Origin of the sequence: Mycolicibacterium mageritense, from assembly GCF_010727475.1 — a bacterium.
In the GTDB taxonomy this organism is placed as follows: domain Bacteria; phylum Actinomycetota; class Actinomycetes; order Mycobacteriales; family Mycobacteriaceae; genus Mycobacterium; species Mycobacterium mageritense.
The window spans coordinates 4,381,524-4,396,014 of record NZ_AP022567.1; the positions used below are offsets into that span (position 1 = coordinate 4,381,524).

Genomic DNA, 14,491 nt, shown 5'->3' on the forward strand with positions numbered 1-14,491 from the left:
CGGGGCGATCGTGTAAAAACCCCCACGTGACTACACCTGGGGGCATCGTCATCGTCGGAGGCGGCCTGGCCGCCGCGCGCACCGCCGAACAGCTGCGCCGATCCGAGTACACGGGGCCCATCACCATCGTCAGCGACGAGGACCACCTGCCGTACGACCGGCCGCCGCTGTCGAAGGAAGTGCTGCGCGCCGAGACCGACGATGTCACGCTCAAACCTGCCGAGTTCTACGAGGAGAAGGACATCACGCTGCGGCTCGGCTCCGCAGCGGTTTCGGTGGACACCGATGCCAAGACGGTCAAACTGGCCGACGGCAGCGAGGTGGGCTACGACGATCTGATCATCGCGACGGGCTTGGTGCCCAAGCGGATTCGCTCGTTCCCCGATCTGCCCGGCATCCGCGTGCTGCGCTCGATCGGCGAGAGCCTGGCGCTGCGGGCCGATGCGGGCTCGGCGCAGCGCGCCGTCGTGGTCGGCGCCGGGTTCATCGGATGCGAGGTGGCCGCGAGCCTGCGCAAGCTCGGCGTGGCGGTCACACTGGTCGAGCCGCAGCCGACGCCGCTGGCCTCGGTGCTCGGCGAGCAGATCGGCGCGCTGGTGACCCGGCTGCACGAGGCCGAGGGCGTCGACGTGCGCTGTGGTGTCGGGGTGACCGAGGTGCGGGGCACCGACAAGGTCGAGCAGGTGGTCCTCGGTGACGGCACCGAACTCGCGGCGGATCTGGTGGTGGTCGGCATCGGCTCGCACCCGGTGACAGATTGGCTCGACGGCAGCGGCATCGAACTCGACAACGGTGTGGTGTGCGACGAGGTGGGGCGTGCCAGCGTGGCCAACGTGTGGGCCATCGGCGACGTCGCGTCGTGGCGCGATTCGGTGGGAGACCAAGTCCGCGTTGAACATTGGAGCAACGTCGCCGATCAGGCCCGGGCCTTGGTGCCGGCTCTGCTCGGCCAGGAATCCTCGCCCGTGGTGTCGGTGCCGTACTTCTGGAGCGATCAGTACGACGTCAAGATCCAGTGCCTGGGCGAGCCCGAAGCCGACGACGTCGTGCACGTGGTCGAGGACGACGGCCGCAAATTCCTGGCCTACTACGAGCGCGACGGCGTGCTGGTCGGCGTGGTCGGCGGCGGCATGCCCGGCAAGGTCATGAAGGCCCGCAGCAAGATCGCGGCGGGCGCGCCGATCTCCGACGTACTTTCCTAAGCGCGGGTTTCCTAGCGCGACCAGTCTCCGGTACCCCGGAAAGCGCATTCCGGGGTACGCGCGGGTCTGCTCGGCGGGCTGGTCGCGGAGCGTCTGTTTCGGCGCTCACATTCCCATTGTCGCCGTCCGGGCCGAACCTCCGACGGGTGTGCCGGAAATTTTTTCATCGAGTTCCGTCGGCGCTGTCCAGCGGCACCGCCCGGGTCTCCTTCATCGCGAGCTGCGCGACGAGTGTCAGGCTCACCATCGCGATGAGATACCGGCCCACGTATGCGACTCCGTAGTGGGCCGTCAGCCACGTCGCGATGAACGGCGCCACCGCTGCGCCGAGAATGCCCGCGACGTTGAACGCCACCCCGGACCCCGTGTAGCGCACGTTGGTGGGAAACAGCTCGGGTAGCACCGCGCCGAGCGGGCCGTATGCGAAGCCGGTCAATGACATACCGATCACGAGGAACGCGCACACACTGGCCCGCGATGCGTGTGCCGGTGCCAGGAACAGCGCGAAGGACGTGCCGTAGGCGATCACGGCGACCGACGTCAGGAGCAGTACCGGCCGTCGCCCGAACCGGTCGATGAGCTTGCCGGTGAACGGGACGGTGGCGGCGAAGAACAGCACCGAGATCAGCTGGAGTTCGAGAAACTCGACGTAGCTGAACCCCAGCCCGACGCCGGTGGGGGCGATGCCGTATCCGAGCGCCCACGTGGTGACGATGTAGAACAGCGAGAAGATGCCGACCACCGCGAAGGTACCGACGGTCAGCTGGTACCAGTGGTGCCGAAATAGTTGGGCCAGTGGCGCTTTCACCCGTTCACCACGGTCGGCGGCCCTGGCGAACACCGGGGTCTCGGCCAGCCGCAACCGCACGTACAGGCCGAAAGCCACCATGATCGCACTGAGCAGGAACGGAATTCGCCACCCCCAGCTGAGAAATGCACCCTTGGGCCCGCCGAGCACCGAGATCAGCACGAGAAATGTGCCGTTGGCGATCAGGAACCCGACGGGTGCCCCCAGCTGTGGCCACATCGCAGCCCAGCCGCGACGCTCCGGCGCGGCGGTCTCGGTCGCCAGGAGTGCGGCACCGCTCCACTCGCCGCCGAGCGCCAGACCCTGCGTGAACCGCATCAACGCCAGCAGGGCAGGGGCGAGCAGGCCGACTTGGTGATAGGTGGGTAGGGCGCCGATTACGAAGGTCGCGAATCCCATCACCAGCAGCGAGGCCACCAGGGTGGCCTTGCGTCCGAGCCGATCGCCGAAGTGCCCGAAGATGATTGAGCCCAGTGGCCGCGCGACGAACGCCAGGCCGAACGTTGCCAGCGATGCGAGCAGCGCGGTCGTCGGGTTGCCCTTCGGGAAGAACAGCTGCGGGAAGACCAGAACAGCCGCGGTCGCGTAGCTGTAGAAATCGTAGAACTCGATCGTGGTGCCCACCATCGACGCCATCGCGATGCGCGCCCGCGGCACCCCGGTGCCGGGTGCTTGCTCAACCGTTGTCATATATGCCCTTGCCGTCGTATAGCAGATGTGAAAACCACTTTGGGAAGACGATTCGCAGCGCGGAAAGGTTCGAAGCGGCCCGAAAAATGGCTCGCGTGAGCCGGGGATTTCCGTCATGGTGGCGAACATGGTCGAAGTCGACGCGTTCGTCAGGGACGGCTTCACGAAGGTGGATCGTGCCGCGCCTCGCGAAATCGCTGACATGGCACGGAACCTGCTGTGGCGACAGTTGGGGTTGTCGCCGGACGAACCTGACTCATGGACCGAGCCCGTGCGGTGGACGGCCGATCTCACGGGCGCGGGCCCGTTCGGGCAGATCGTGGCCAGCGCGCGGCTCGCCGCGGCCCTCGACGCGTTGTGCGGCCCGCGGGGCTGGACACCCCGCCACGCATTGGGCAATATTCCGGTGCGCTTCCCGGTGCAGCCGTCGGCCGACGACCGGGGCTGGCACATCGACCACAACACCCCGCTGAGCAGCGATGAGTGGGCGGTCAGCGGCCGGCCGCACACCTTGCTGCTGTTGACGTTGCTGTCAGAGGTCGGACCGGACGACGCGCCGACCCGGATCCGGGTCGGGTCGCACCGCGACGTCGCGGCGGTGCTCGGTGAGGAACCGGTCGATGCCGCCACGGCGGGGGCGATGGCCGAGGCGGCCAGCCGGGGCAGGCCGGTGGCGCACGCGACCGGCGAGCCAGGCGACATGTACCTGTTGCATCCGTTCACCGTGCATGCTGCCGACGAACATCGCGGCCGCACACCGCGTTTCATGGCGCAGGCCCCGATCCTGCTGTCCGCACCGCTGACTCCGCACGGCCCGGCGCCATTGGCGCAGGTGTGGCGGCACCCGCGGGATGGTCAAGCCTTTGCGTAGAAGAAGCCCGAGCCGATGATCGCGATGGCGAGCACGACGGCGATGCCTGCGACGGCGTTGCCGAAGTAGGTCGCGACACCGAATCCGACGAGCAGGGCCACCAGGAAGGCGATCAGCTCGATCGCTGTCGGCGTCCTGTTGGGCTTTCGCATGGCGGTCTCCTCTCCCCGGGTTGGTTACCCACGCGGGGAGATCTTCATCGCGGATCCAGGGCGTCCAGACCTGGCCGGGCGATGTCGAAGGCGTCGGCGATCGCGGCTGTCAACGACGCAGATTCGTCGGCCAGCCAGTGCTCGTACGCCGACAGGGCCACGCCGAGCATCAACCAGGCCGCGGTCTGCGGGACCAGGTCCGTGGTCTGGGTTCCGGTGCGCCGCGCGACGTAGGTGGCGATGACTTCGCGCCAGCCGGCGTACATGGTCATCGAATAGGCTTGCAGCCCAGTGGTTTCCAGGATGACCCGCATGCGCTGCCGGTGCGCTTCGGTTTCTGCCGCGCCGTACGTGTTGAACGCGAGCAGGGCCTGCCGCAGCGCGTCGCCGAGGGGAACGGCCGGGCTCAGGGTGGCGAGCAGCTCGCGCAGCTGCTGCAGATGGGCGTCGAAGTTGCCCCACGGGATGGCGTTCTTGGAGCCGTAGTAGCGAAACAGGGTGCGCCGTGAGATGCCGGCCGCTGCGGCGATGTCGTCGACGCTGACCTCGTCGAAGCCGCGTGCCACGAACATCTCGATGGCCACGTCGGCGATGTGGTCCTGCGTGGTGGAGCGGCGCCGGCCGACTCGGGAGAGGTGCGCCGCAGATCCCTCCGACATGTGACCCACCCTTCCATTCTGGCACTCGATGCCATATCCTTGCGATCTCGATCACAATTGTCGAGACCCTATGCGATGAAAGGCGGTCCCCATGGAACCGAATCAGCACGTCGAGTCCGAGACCGAGCTCGTGACCGAGACTCTGGTGGAAGAGGTTTCCATCGACGGTATGTGCGGGGTCTACTGATCGTGTCTGCACAGGTCGTCGACGCGGTCGTGTTCAACCCGGACGCCGGCTGGCGGTTGCACCCCCAGGTGGCCGTGCGGCCAGAGCCGTTCGGCGCCCTGCTGTACCACTTCGGTACCCGCAAGTTGTCGTTCCTGAAGAACCGGACGGTCGTCGAGGTGGTCAACTCGCTGGCTGACCACCCCGACGCCCGGTCTGCGTGCCGGGCCGCCGGCATCGCCGATTCCGACCAAGCTCCCTACCTGCACGCGTTGAGCGTGCTGGTGTCCTCGAAAATGCTGATCCCCGGGACTGCCCAATGACTTCTGTCCAACCCGTGCCGCGGCTCGTCGAGCAGTTCGAGCACGGCCTCGACGCGCCGATCTGCCTGACGTGGGAACTCACCTACGCGTGCAACCTGGCGTGCGTGCACTGCCTGTCGTCGTCGGGCAAACGTGATCCCCGCGAGCTGTCGACGCAACAGTGCAAGGACATCATCGACGAGCTCGAGCGCATGCAGGTGTTCTACGTCAACATCGGTGGCGGCGAACCCACTGTGCGGTCGGACTTTTGGGAGCTCGTCGACTACGCGACCGCCCACCACGTCGGCGTGAAGTTCTCCACCAACGGGGTGCGTATCACGCCCGAGGTCGCCGCCAAACTCGCCGCGAGCGACTACGTCGACGTCCAGATCTCGCTCGACGGCGCGACGGCCGACGTCAACGACGCGGTGCGCGGGCCCGGCTCGTTCGCCATGGCGATCCGCGCGCTGGAGAACCTCAAGGACGCGGGGTTCAAAGACGCCAAGATCTCGGTCGTGGTCACCCGGCACAACATCGACCAGCTCGACGAGTTCAAGGCGCTGGCCGACCGCTACGGCGCCACACTCCGGATCACGCGCCTGCGGCCGTCGGGTCGTGGCGCCGACGTGTGGGACGAGTTGCACCCCACCCCGGTGCAGCAGGTCCAGCTCTACGACTGGCTTGTCGCGCACGGTGAGCGCGTGCTCACCGGTGACTCGTTCTTCCACCTGTCGGGCCTCGGCGAGCCCGGCGCGCTGGCCGGGCTCAACCTGTGCGGTGCCGGGCGCGTGGTGTGCCTGATCGATCCGGTCGGCGACGTCTACGCGTGCCCGTTTGCGATCCACGACAAGTTCCTGGCCGGAAACATCCTGTCCGACGGCGGTTTTCAGAGTGTATGGCAGAACGCGCCGCTGTTCCGGGAGCTGCGTGAGCCGCAGTCGGCAGGCGCGTGCGGCAGCTGCGGGCACTACGACAGCTGCCGGGGCGGTTGCATGGCGGCGAAATTCTTCACCGGTCTGCCCTTGGACGGGCCGGACCCCGAGTGCGTGCAGGGCTACGGTGAGCCGGCCCTCGCACTCGAGCGGGACAAGCCCAAACCGAGCGTCGACCACTCCCGCAGCGGTGCGCGCAAGGGGCCGATCCCGCTCAAGCTCCTCACCGTCCCACCCAAGAAGTTCTGTAACGAAAGTCCTGTGTAACTCATGGCCCGCGATACCTGGTTCGAAACCGTCGCCATCGCGCAACAGCGCGCGAAGAAGCGACTCCCCAAGTCGGTCTACAGTTCGCTGATCTCGGCGAGCGAGAAGGGCCTGACCGTTGCCGACAACGTCGAGGCATTCGGCCAACTCGGCTTCGCGCCACACGTCATCGGGGCGCAGGCCAAGCGCGATCTCGCGACGACTGTTATGGGTCAAGACATTTCGCTGCCGGTGATCATCTCGCCGACCGGCGTGCAGGCAGTCCACCCGGACGGCGAGGTGGCAGTGGCCCGCGCCGCCGCCGCGCGTGGCACCGCGATGGGGCTGTCGTCTTTCGCCAGCAAGCCCATCGAAGAAGTCATTGCGGCAAACCCGAAACTGTTCTTCCAGGCGTATTGGCTCGGTGATCGCGACGCCATCGCGGCCCGCGTGGAGCGGGCCCGGGCGGCCGGTGCGGTGGGCCTGATCGTCACCACCGACTGGAGCTTCTCGCACGGGCGGGACTGGGGCAGCCCCAAGATCCCCGAGGCCATGGATCTCAAGACCATCGTCAAGATGCTGCCGGAGGGCCTGACTCGGCCGCGGTGGATGTGGCAATGGGGTAAGACGTTCCGGCCGCCGAACCTGCAGGTGCCCAACCAGGGCGCCAAGGGCGAAGCCGGTCCGCCGTTCTTCGCGGCGTACGGCGAGTGGATGGGCACGCCGCCACCCACGTGGGAGGACATCGCCTGGTTGCGGGAGCTCTGGGGCGGCCCGTTCATGCTCAAGGGCGTGATGCGGGTCGACGATGCCAAACGTGCGGTGGATGCCGGGGTTTCGGCCATCTCGGTGTCCAACCACGGCGGCAACAACCTGGACAGCACACCTGCGTCGATCCGGGCGTTGCCGGCGATCGCCGACGCGGTGGGCGATCAGATCGAAGTCGTGCTCGACGGTGGCATCCGACGCGGCAGCGATGTGGTCAAGGCATTGGCGCTGGGCGCCCGTGCGGTGATGATCGGGCGGGCCTATCTGTGGGGCCTGGCCGCCGAGGGGCAGACCGGCGTCGAGAATGTGCTCGACATCATGAGCGGTGGGATCGACTCGGCCCTGCGCGGGCTCGGGCTCGCGTCGGTTCACGATCTGCGGCCCGAGCACATCCTGGTGCCGCCGGGGTTCCTGCGGCCGCTCGGTCTGCCGTCAGACACCGGCGCCTGACGAGCTTTGCCGACCACCCCCTATCTGTCGAGTGACAGGGGTGGCTGGAGGGACGCACGTGATGGTGTTGGGCGGTCAAGAAGAAGTTCAGGGAAATCTACTGCCGCGCATGCTCCAACAATTGGCGCACACCAGGTGAATTCGGCCTACCATCGGGACGTGGCTTACCCCACCGGGCTAGGGAACTCGACGTCGAGGCAGCTGTGTGGCATGGCGCCAATGTTGGTAATCCCGGTTGGTTCGACCGAACAGCACGGCCCGCACCTGCCGCTGGACACCGACACCCGCATCGCGGTCGCGGTGGCCTCCGCGACTGTCGAGGTCTTGTCGGACGGCGACTGGATGGTCGCCCCGGCGATCAGTTACGGCGCGAGCGGAGAACACGAGGGCTTCCCGGGCACCGTGTCGATCGGGAGCACCGCTTTGGAGCTTTTGCTGGTCGAGTATGGTCGTTCGGCCTCCGGTTGGGCGTCGAAGCTGGTGTTCGTCAACGGCCACGGGGGCAACGTGTCGGCCCTGGCTGCGGCAGTCGCGCTGCTGCGCTACGAAGGTCGAGACGCCGGCTGGGTGCCGTGTACGGCCGCGAACGCCGACGCCCATGCGGGCCACACAGAAACTTCTGTATTGCTACATATTTCGCCGGGTGATGTCTGGTCCGACGAGCTCGCGCCGGGCAACACCGCGCCGCTCGCGGAGCTCATGCCGCGGATGCGCAGCGGCGGGGTGGCGGCGGTCAGTGAACGCGGGGTTCTGGGTGACCCCACAACAGCAACTGCGGTCGAGGGGGAGCGTATCTTTGCTGAAATGGTCGAGGGGTGCGTCGGGCGGATCGGGCGGTGGCAGCCCGACCGGAATGGGATGCTGACATGACCGGACCGAGACTGCCTGACGGCTTCGCCGTACAGGTGGATCGCCGGGTCAAGGTGCTCGGCGAAGGTGCGGCGTTGCTGGGCGGTTCCCCGACCCGGCTGCTGCGGTTGGCTCCGACAGCGCAGACCATGCTCAACGGCGGACGCCTCGAAGTCCACGACGCAGTCAGCGCACAGCTGGCCCGGACCCTGCTCGACGCCACGGTGGCCCACCCCCGGCCGCCGAGCGGCCCGTCCCATCGGGACGTCACTGTCGTTATCCCCGTGCGGGACAACGTATCCGGGCTGCACCGACTGATCGGCACGCTGCGCGGGCTGCGGGTCATCGTGGTCGACGACGGATCGGCCGTGCCGATCTCGCCCGACGAGTTCGCCGGCATGCACTGCCACGTTCAGGTACTTCGGCACACCCACAGCAAGGGGCCGGCAGCGGCCCGCAACACCGGCCTGGCAGCGTGCGAAACCGACTTCGTCGCATTCCTCGACTCGGATGTGGTGCCCCGGCGAGGATGGCTGGAAGCGCTGCTCGGGCACTTCTGCGACCCGGCCGTCGCACTCGTCGCGCCCCGCATCGTCGGATTACACACAGGCGACAATTTGGTCGCGCGGTACGAGGCGGTGCGTTCGTCGCTCGATCTCGGCGTGCGGGAGGCGCCGGTGGTGCCGTACGGCACCGTGTCGTACGTGCCGAGCGCGGCGATGATCTGCCGCCGGTCGGCGCTGACCGCGGTTGCGGGCTTCGACGAGACCATGCAGTCCGGCGAAGACGTCGACCTGTGCTGGCGCTTCGTCGAAGCCGGCGCCCGGCTGCGCTACGAACCCATCGCGCTGGTTGCCCACGACCACCGGACCGATCTGCGAGAGTGGTTTGCCCGCAAGGCATTCTACGGATCTTCCGCCGCGCCGCTGACCGTGCGGCATCCGGGGAAGACGGCTCCGCTGGTGATCTCCGGCTGGACCCTGATGGTGTGGTTGCTCTTGGCCATGGGGTCTGGTATCGGTTATCTGGCCTCGCTGGCGGTCGCGGTGATCACCGGCCGGCGGATCGCCCGGTCGCTGAGCACGGTCGACACCGAGCCCAAGGAAGTGGCGGTCGTGGCTGCGCACGGACTGTGGTCGTCGGCCCTGCAGCTGTGTTCCGCGATCTGTCGGCACTACTGGCCCATCGCCCTGATCGCCGCGCTGCTCTTCCGGCGGGCCAGACAGGCGGTCCTGGTGGCGGCGGTGATCGACGGGGTGGTCGACTGGGTGACCCGCCGCGGGAACGCCGACGATGACGTCAAGCCCGTGGGTGTGGTGACGCACTTGCTCCTCAAGCGGCTCGACGACATCGCGTACGGCACCGGGCTGTGGACCGGGGTGGTGCGGGAGCGACACCTCGGGGCGCTCAAACCGCAGCTGCGGAACTGATCGGCAGCCTTGTCTGCAACCTCTTCAGCCCCCGATCGTTTCGATGTCCTGATCGTCGGCGCGGGCAGTGCCGGCTCGGTGCTTGCCGCGCGGCTGTCGGAGGATCCGGGTTGCCGCGTCGGTGTGGTGGAAGCGGGCCCCGGACCGACGGATCCGCGGGTTGCGGCTCAGATCACCAACGGCGTCCGGTTGCCCATCGGTGCCGCCAGCGGTGTGGTGCGGCACTATCCGGCGGTGCTGACCGAGCGGCCGCGCCGGGAAGTCGACATCATCCGGGGCGCCGTCGTCGGTGGCTCGGGCGCTGTCAACGGCGGCTACTTCTGCCGTGGACTGCCCGGTGACTTCGACGGCTGGGCAGTGCCGGGGTGGGCCTGGGCCGACGTGCTGCCGCACTTCCGGGCGATCGAAACCGACCTTGACTTCCCCGGCGAGCTGCACGGTTCGAGCGGGCCCATCACGGTGCGCCGGGTGCGTGAATTCGACGGCTGTACAGCGGCTTTCGTGGAAGCTGCGCTGAGGGCAGGTTACGGCCGCATCGATGACCTCAACGGATCCGATTCGGGGCGTGTGCTACCGGCAGGGGTGGGGGCCGTGCCCCTGAACATCGATGCCGGTACGCGGGTCGGCCCCGGGGGCGCCTACCTGCAGCCCGCGTCGCACCGGGCCAACCTGGTGATGCGGACCGACACCAGGGTGGCCCGGGTCCGCACGTCCGGTGGCCGGGCGACGGCGGTCGAATGTGCTTCCGGTGAAACCCTGCATGCTGAACGGATTGTGTTGTGTGCCGGGGCAATCGGTTCGGCACAGCTGCTCATGTTGTCAGGTATCGGCTCGCCCGCGGTGCTGGAACCGCTCGGGATCGACGTGGTCTCCGGCGTGCCTGTCGGGGCGGCGACGGTCGATCACCCGGAGTGGGTGCTGCCGGTCGACTGGACCCCGACGCACGGCCTGCCGCCGCTCGAGGCCGTGCTCACCACTGCCGACGGCTTGGAGATCAGACCGTATACCGCGGGGTTCGCGGCTCTGGTGCACGGCCCGCACCACGATCCGGCCGAGCGGCCTCACCTCGGCGTGGCCGTGATGCGGCCCCGGTCGCGCGGGCGCGTGCGGCTCGCATCCGCCGACCCGGCTGTGCCCCCGATCATCGAGCACCGCTACGACAGCGCTCCCGAAGATGTCGCCCTACTCGCCGCAGGGGCCGCGCTGGCACGTGAATTGACCAGCAGCACAAGCCATGTCGCCGAGCCGTCATGGTCGACGTCACAGCATCTGGCCGGCACGGCGCCGATGGGCACCGGGGCCGGCGCCGTGCTGGACCCGACCTGTCGCGTGCACGGCGTCACGGGTTTGTGGGTGGTGGATGGCTCGATCATGCCCGCGATCACCAGCCGTGGACCGCATGCGACCATCGCCATGATCGGTCACCGGGCCGCCGAGTTCATCGCGATGTGAAGCGGCGCACCACGCGCAACTGTTCGCCGTCCCGCCCGGGTGCCCAGACTCCCACGGCCGCGGCGGCCACTCCGAGTACGGCCGCCATCACCAGCAGGGCGGAGTTCGTCGCGTCCAGGAAGGACTGTTTGGCCAGTTCGGCAACGGCGCCACCGCGCGGACCCAACTGCCCGGTGACCGCCAGGGCCTCGGCCAGTGAGTTGAGGACCGGTGCGCGTATCTCGGCCGGCAGCCCGGTCAGTTCGGGTGCCAGCTGATTCTGGTAGTGCGCCGCCAGGATCGAGCCGGCCACCGCAATGCCCAGTGCGGCACCGACTTCCCGCGTCGTGTCGTTGACGGCGGATGCCACGCCCTGTTTTTCGTCGGGAACGGCCCCCATGATGGCCGATGTCGTCGGCGCGGTGCACAAACCGATGCCGATGCTCATGATGATCAGCGGCCAGGCGAAATCGACGTAGTCCGAGTCGGGTTGGAGCAGGCGCATGCACATCAGGCCCGCCGCGATCACCAGCAGGCCGATCGACACGCACAGACGCAGACCGAGGCGCGGCAGATACAAGTGCGTGGTGGCGCCAAGCGCTAGTACGGGAAGCATCAAAGGGCACAGGGCAATTGCGGTCTGTATTGGGCTGTACCCCATGACCAGCTGGATGTACTGCATGCTCACGAAGAAGTAGCCGAAGTTCGCGAAGAACAGGAAGGTCACGCCGACTGCACCCGTGGCGAACGCGGGTTTTCGGAACAACCGGATGTCCAGGAGCGGGTGTCGGCGGTTGAGCTCCACCACGGCGAACGCGGCGGCCAGGACGACCCCGGCCGTCATGTCGCCCCAGACGATCGGGTGCGTCCAGCCCCGCACCGGGGCTTCCACCACCCCGAGCACGAAGGCTGCCACCGCCGCGCCGATCAGGACGGCGCCGGCCCAGTCCAGCGGCGCGGCGCGGTCGTCGCGCGACGACGGCACGGTGCAGGTCAGCGCGAACAAGCCGATGCCTGCGGCCGCGAAGGCCGCGAAGATCGACTGCCAGGCCCAGAAGTGCAACAAGGCACCGGTGATCAGGAAGCCGAAGACGGCGCCCGATCCGACGACGCCTGCCCAGATTCCGACGGCCTTGTTGCGCTCGGACTTTGGGAAGGCCGCGGTCAGCAGGGACAGCGTGGCGGGCATGATGAACGCGGCGCCCGCACCGGCCGCCGCGCGGGCCGCGATCAGGTGTGCCGGGTCGCCGAACAGCAGCGGTGCGGCCGAGGCCAGGACGAAGACCGCGAGTCCGATCAGCAGCGCGCCGCGTCGGCCGTAGCGATCGCCGATCGCGCCCGCGGGCAGCAGCAGACAGGCCAGCACCAGGGTGTAACCGTCGATCACCCAGGTCAGCTGCGCCTGGGTGGCCGCGGTCTCACGGGCGATGTCGGGCAGCGCGGCATTGAGGGCCACCATCGATGCCACGACGATGGACACGTCCATGCACGCCACTGCGAGCAACCAGTACCGCTGCCGGGGCCGGAGTGCGGCGTGCGGTGCACGGATATCCTGACCAGATTCGGCAAGGGTGTCGGACATACTGTGCGCTCCTTGGCCGGACGATACTTTTGAGACTATCAGTCTCGTAGAGGGACGGTAAGTCTTGTTTTGTGGGAGGCGTGGAAATGGCGGCCGACAGTGGTGATCCGCGGCCGGCCCGGTCACGGGCGCGGCTGCTCGACGCGGCGACGTCGTTGTTGCGTGCCGGCGGTCCTAGCGCGGTCACGGTGGATGCCGTCACCCGCGCCGCCAATGTGGCCCGGGCGACGCTGTACCGTCACTTCCCGAGTGGAAACGACTTGCTGGCGGCGGCATTTCGCTCGTTGATCCCCGCCGCGCCGATGCCGCCGACAGATGGCCCGCTGCGGGACCGGCTGATCACGCTGGTGCAGGCGCAGGCCGATCTGATCGCCGAGGCCCCGATCACCGTGACCGCGATGTCATGGCTCGCGCTCGGCGGGGACATGGAGCACCTGCCGTGGCGCGAGAATGACAGCGACGAGGTGCGCACCCTGCGGGAGCGGGTGGCCGAGCAGTATGCCGCCCCGTTCGACGCGCTGTTCGACAGCCCCGAGGCGGTTGCCGAACTCGGGGAGGTGGACCGGACTCAGGCGGCCGCGCTGCTGCTCGGCCCGATCGTGCTGGGCAAACTCAGCACGTTGCCGGAGTTCGACTACTCAGCGTGCGTCCGCGCCGCGGTCGACGGCTTCCTGGCCACTCACCGCACCGAGTAACGAATCGGCAGGTGCTTGAGGCCACCGACGAACGTCGTCGCGGAAAGCTCTGGCTTGCCCGCCAATTCGATGGATTCCAGCCGGGGGAGCAGCTCGGAGAACAGGCTGTTCATCTCCATCCGCGCGAGTGCGGCACCCAGGCAGAAATGGACGCCATAGCCGAACGCGAGGTGCTTGTTGGGGTCGCGGGCCACGTCGAACCGGAACGGGTCGGCGAAGACGTCCTCGTCGCGGTTGCCCGAAACGTAGGCCAGGTACACCGATTCGCCCTTGGCGATCGGCACGCCCCGGACCGAGGTGTCCTCGGTCGCCGTGCGCATGAATTCCTTTACCGGCGTGGACCATCGGATCATCTCTTCGACTGCGGTGCCCATGAGCTCGGGGTTGGCACGCAGCCGGTCCATCTCGCCGGGGTTCTCGATGAGTGCCAGCAGGCCGCCGGAGATCGCGTCCTTGGTGGTGTCGTGTCCGGCGCTGGCGACGATGACGTAGTACGACGCGGTATCGACGTCCGACAGCGGCTCGCCGTCGATCCGGCCGTTGGCGATCGCCGATGCCAGGTCATCGGTCGGCCGCTCCCGGCGCGCCGCGGTCAATGCCGAGAAGTACGCGAAGAAGTCCATCAGGACCGCGAGTTGGTCTTCGAGTGAGCCGCTGTCGCGCTTGTACTCCTCGTCGTCCCCGCCGAACATCTCCTGGGTCAGCATGTGCATGCGCGCGAAGTCCTCTTCGGGCAGCCCGAGCAGCGACATGATGACGTAGAGCGGAAAGTCGACGGCGACGGCGGTGACGAAGTCGCATTCGTTTCCGATCTCGGCCATCTTGTCGACGTATCGCTTCGCGAGCTCGTCGACGCGGACCTTCAATGCGCGCATTGCCTTGGGGCGGAACCAGTCTGCGCCGATCGCGCGGACCTTCCGGTGATGCGGATCGTCCATGTGGATGAGGGTGCGCAGGCCCATGCCTGCTTCGAGCTGCTCGCGGGCCAGGTCGTCGGCGGCCGCGGTGGCCAGCAGTGGTCGGGGCTCGCTGATGAACAGGTTGTTGTCCCGTTCGATGGCCATGATGTCGGCGTGCTTGGTGATCGCCCAGAACGGTCGGTATGGCGCATTGTCGACCCAGGCCACCGGATTGTTGGCGCGCAGATGGGTGAGCGCTGCGTGCAGGCGCGAGTCGTCGGCATATGCCGTCGGGTCGGCCAGGACGTTCGCGGCGTCGTCCATTGTCGGCGCGCTCATGGGTGCTCCCTCCGTGGACA

15 protein-coding genes are annotated in these 14,491 nt (G+C 67.9%); 10 read left to right on the forward strand and 5 right to left on the reverse strand.

The genetic code is table 11. The features are described 5' to 3' along the window. Window positions 1-26: 26 nt before the first annotated feature. Window positions 27-1,202 (forward strand): FAD-dependent oxidoreductase, encoded by a 1,176-nt coding sequence (locus tag G6N67_RS21000; protein ID WP_036429155.1) that lies wholly within the window; start codon window positions 27-29, stop codon window positions 1,200-1,202. Between the two features lie 163 nt (window positions 1,203-1,365). Here the strand turns inward: G6N67_RS21000 and G6N67_RS21005 are convergent, their stop codons facing one another. Next, window positions 1,366-2,700, reverse strand: coding sequence for an MFS transporter (locus G6N67_RS21005; protein ID WP_036429153.1), 1,335 nt, complete (start codon window positions 2,698-2,700; stop codon window positions 1,366-1,368). A 127-nt stretch (window positions 2,701-2,827) separates the two neighbouring features. Between G6N67_RS21005 and G6N67_RS21010 the strand changes: the two genes are divergently transcribed. Beyond that, the gene (locus G6N67_RS21010) at window positions 2,828-3,571 is read left to right on the forward strand and encodes a phytanoyl-CoA dioxygenase family protein (protein WP_036434416.1); all 744 of its coding nucleotides are present in this window, start codon (window positions 2,828-2,830) and stop codon (window positions 3,569-3,571) included. Here the strand turns inward: G6N67_RS21010 and G6N67_RS21015 are convergent. Together G6N67_RS21015 and mftR are read right to left on the reverse strand one after the other, a co-directional pair. Beyond that, window positions 3,556-3,723, reverse strand: coding sequence for a hypothetical protein (locus G6N67_RS21015; RefSeq protein WP_163642261.1), 168 nt, complete (start codon window positions 3,721-3,723; stop codon window positions 3,556-3,558). The two genes, G6N67_RS21010 and G6N67_RS21015, sit on opposite strands and share 16 nt — an antisense overlap. A 44-nt stretch (window positions 3,724-3,767) precedes the next feature. Continuing rightward, complete coding sequence (gene mftR / locus G6N67_RS21020; protein ID WP_036429151.1) at window positions 3,768-4,382, reverse strand: mycofactocin system transcriptional regulator MftR; 615 nt, start codon at window positions 4,380-4,382, stop codon at window positions 3,768-3,770. 91 nt (window positions 4,383-4,473) lie between these two features. On the opposite strand from mftR, the gene mftA reads away from it, so the two are divergent. From mftA to mftG, 7 genes are all read left to right on the forward strand, one after another. Continuing rightward, complete coding sequence (gene mftA, locus G6N67_RS21025) at window positions 4,474-4,569, forward strand: mycofactocin precursor MftA (protein ID WP_036429149.1); 96 nt, start codon at window positions 4,474-4,476, stop codon at window positions 4,567-4,569. A 2-nt stretch (window positions 4,570-4,571) separates the two neighbouring features. Then, window positions 4,572-4,871, forward strand: a complete 300-nt coding sequence (mftB, locus tag G6N67_RS21030) for a mycofactocin biosynthesis chaperone MftB (protein WP_036429147.1) — start codon at window positions 4,572-4,574, stop codon at window positions 4,869-4,871. Next, window positions 4,868-6,049 carry a mycofactocin radical SAM maturase gene (gene mftC, locus G6N67_RS21035; RefSeq protein WP_036429146.1) on the forward strand — a complete coding sequence of 394 codons (1,182 nt, stop codon included), beginning with the start codon at window positions 4,868-4,870 and terminating at the stop codon, window positions 6,047-6,049. Before mftB ends, mftC begins: the two co-directional genes overlap by 4 nt. 3 nt (window positions 6,050-6,052) lie before the next feature. Further along, window positions 6,053-7,246 (forward strand): pre-mycofactocin synthase MftD, encoded by a 1,194-nt coding sequence (gene mftD / locus G6N67_RS21040; RefSeq protein WP_036429144.1) that lies wholly within the window; start codon window positions 6,053-6,055, stop codon window positions 7,244-7,246. A 135-nt stretch (window positions 7,247-7,381) separates the two neighbouring features. Next, window positions 7,382-8,116 (forward strand): mycofactocin biosynthesis peptidyl-dipeptidase MftE, encoded by a 735-nt coding sequence (gene mftE / locus G6N67_RS21045; protein WP_036429143.1) that lies wholly within the window; start codon window positions 7,382-7,384, stop codon window positions 8,114-8,116. Next, window positions 8,113-9,525 carry a mycofactocin biosynthesis glycosyltransferase MftF gene (gene mftF / locus G6N67_RS21050; RefSeq protein WP_036429141.1) on the forward strand — a complete coding sequence of 471 codons (1,413 nt, stop codon included), beginning with the start codon at window positions 8,113-8,115 and terminating at the stop codon, window positions 9,523-9,525. Before mftE ends, mftF begins: the two co-directional genes overlap by 4 nt. Window positions 9,526-9,534: 9 nt before the next feature. Then, window positions 9,535-10,977, forward strand: coding sequence for a mycofactocin dehydrogenase MftG (mftG, locus tag G6N67_RS21055; RefSeq protein ID WP_036429139.1), 1,443 nt, complete (start codon window positions 9,535-9,537; stop codon window positions 10,975-10,977). On the opposite strand, the gene G6N67_RS21060 is transcribed toward mftG, so the two are convergent. Then, window positions 10,964-12,538, reverse strand: coding sequence for an MFS transporter (locus G6N67_RS21060; RefSeq protein WP_036429137.1), 1,575 nt, complete (start codon window positions 12,536-12,538; stop codon window positions 10,964-10,966). The two genes, mftG and G6N67_RS21060, sit on opposite strands and share 14 nt — an antisense overlap. 86 nt (window positions 12,539-12,624) lie before the next feature. Here G6N67_RS21060 and G6N67_RS21065 point away from each other — a divergent pair, with 86 nt between their 5' ends. Beyond that, entirely contained in the window at window positions 12,625-13,233 is a 609-nt protein-coding gene (locus G6N67_RS21065) for a TetR/AcrR family transcriptional regulator (RefSeq protein ID WP_036429136.1), read from the forward strand. Here the strand turns inward: G6N67_RS21065 and G6N67_RS21070 are convergent. Beyond that, window positions 13,218-14,471, reverse strand: a complete 1,254-nt coding sequence (locus G6N67_RS21070) for a cytochrome P450 (RefSeq protein WP_036429134.1) — start codon at window positions 14,469-14,471, stop codon at window positions 13,218-13,220. The two genes, G6N67_RS21065 and G6N67_RS21070, sit on opposite strands and share 16 nt — an antisense overlap. Between the last annotated feature and the right edge of the window lie 20 nt (window positions 14,472-14,491).

Excerpts from the sequence above, each read along its gene's own strand:
- G6N67_RS21005 (WP_036429153.1), bottom strand. The coding sequence starts at position 2,700 with ATGACAACGGTTGAGCAAGCACCCGGCACCGGGGTGCCGCGGGCGCGC.
- G6N67_RS21010 (WP_036434416.1), top strand. The coding sequence starts at position 2,828 with ATGGTCGAAGTCGACGCGTTCGTCAGGGACGGCTTCACGAAGGTGGAT.
- G6N67_RS21015 (WP_163642261.1), bottom strand. The coding sequence starts at position 3,723 with ATGCGAAAGCCCAACAGGACGCCGACAGCGATCGAGCTGATCGCCTTC.
- mftR (WP_036429151.1), bottom strand. The coding sequence starts at position 4,382 with ATGTCGGAGGGATCTGCGGCGCACCTCTCCCGAGTCGGCCGGCGCCGC.
- mftA (WP_036429149.1), top strand. The coding sequence starts at position 4,474 with ATGGAACCGAATCAGCACGTCGAGTCCGAGACCGAGCTCGTGACCGAG.
- mftC (WP_036429146.1), top strand. The coding sequence starts at position 4,868 with ATGACTTCTGTCCAACCCGTGCCGCGGCTCGTCGAGCAGTTCGAGCAC.
- mftD (WP_036429144.1), top strand. The coding sequence starts at position 6,053 with ATGGCCCGCGATACCTGGTTCGAAACCGTCGCCATCGCGCAACAGCGC.
- mftF (WP_036429141.1), top strand. The coding sequence starts at position 8,113 with ATGACCGGACCGAGACTGCCTGACGGCTTCGCCGTACAGGTGGATCGC.
- G6N67_RS21060 (WP_036429137.1), bottom strand. The coding sequence starts at position 12,538 with ATGTCCGACACCCTTGCCGAATCTGGTCAGGATATCCGTGCACCGCAC.
- G6N67_RS21065 (WP_036429136.1), top strand. The coding sequence starts at position 12,625 with ATGGCGGCCGACAGTGGTGATCCGCGGCCGGCCCGGTCACGGGCGCGG.
- G6N67_RS21070 (WP_036429134.1), bottom strand. The coding sequence starts at position 14,471 with ATGAGCGCGCCGACAATGGACGACGCCGCGAACGTCCTGGCCGACCCG.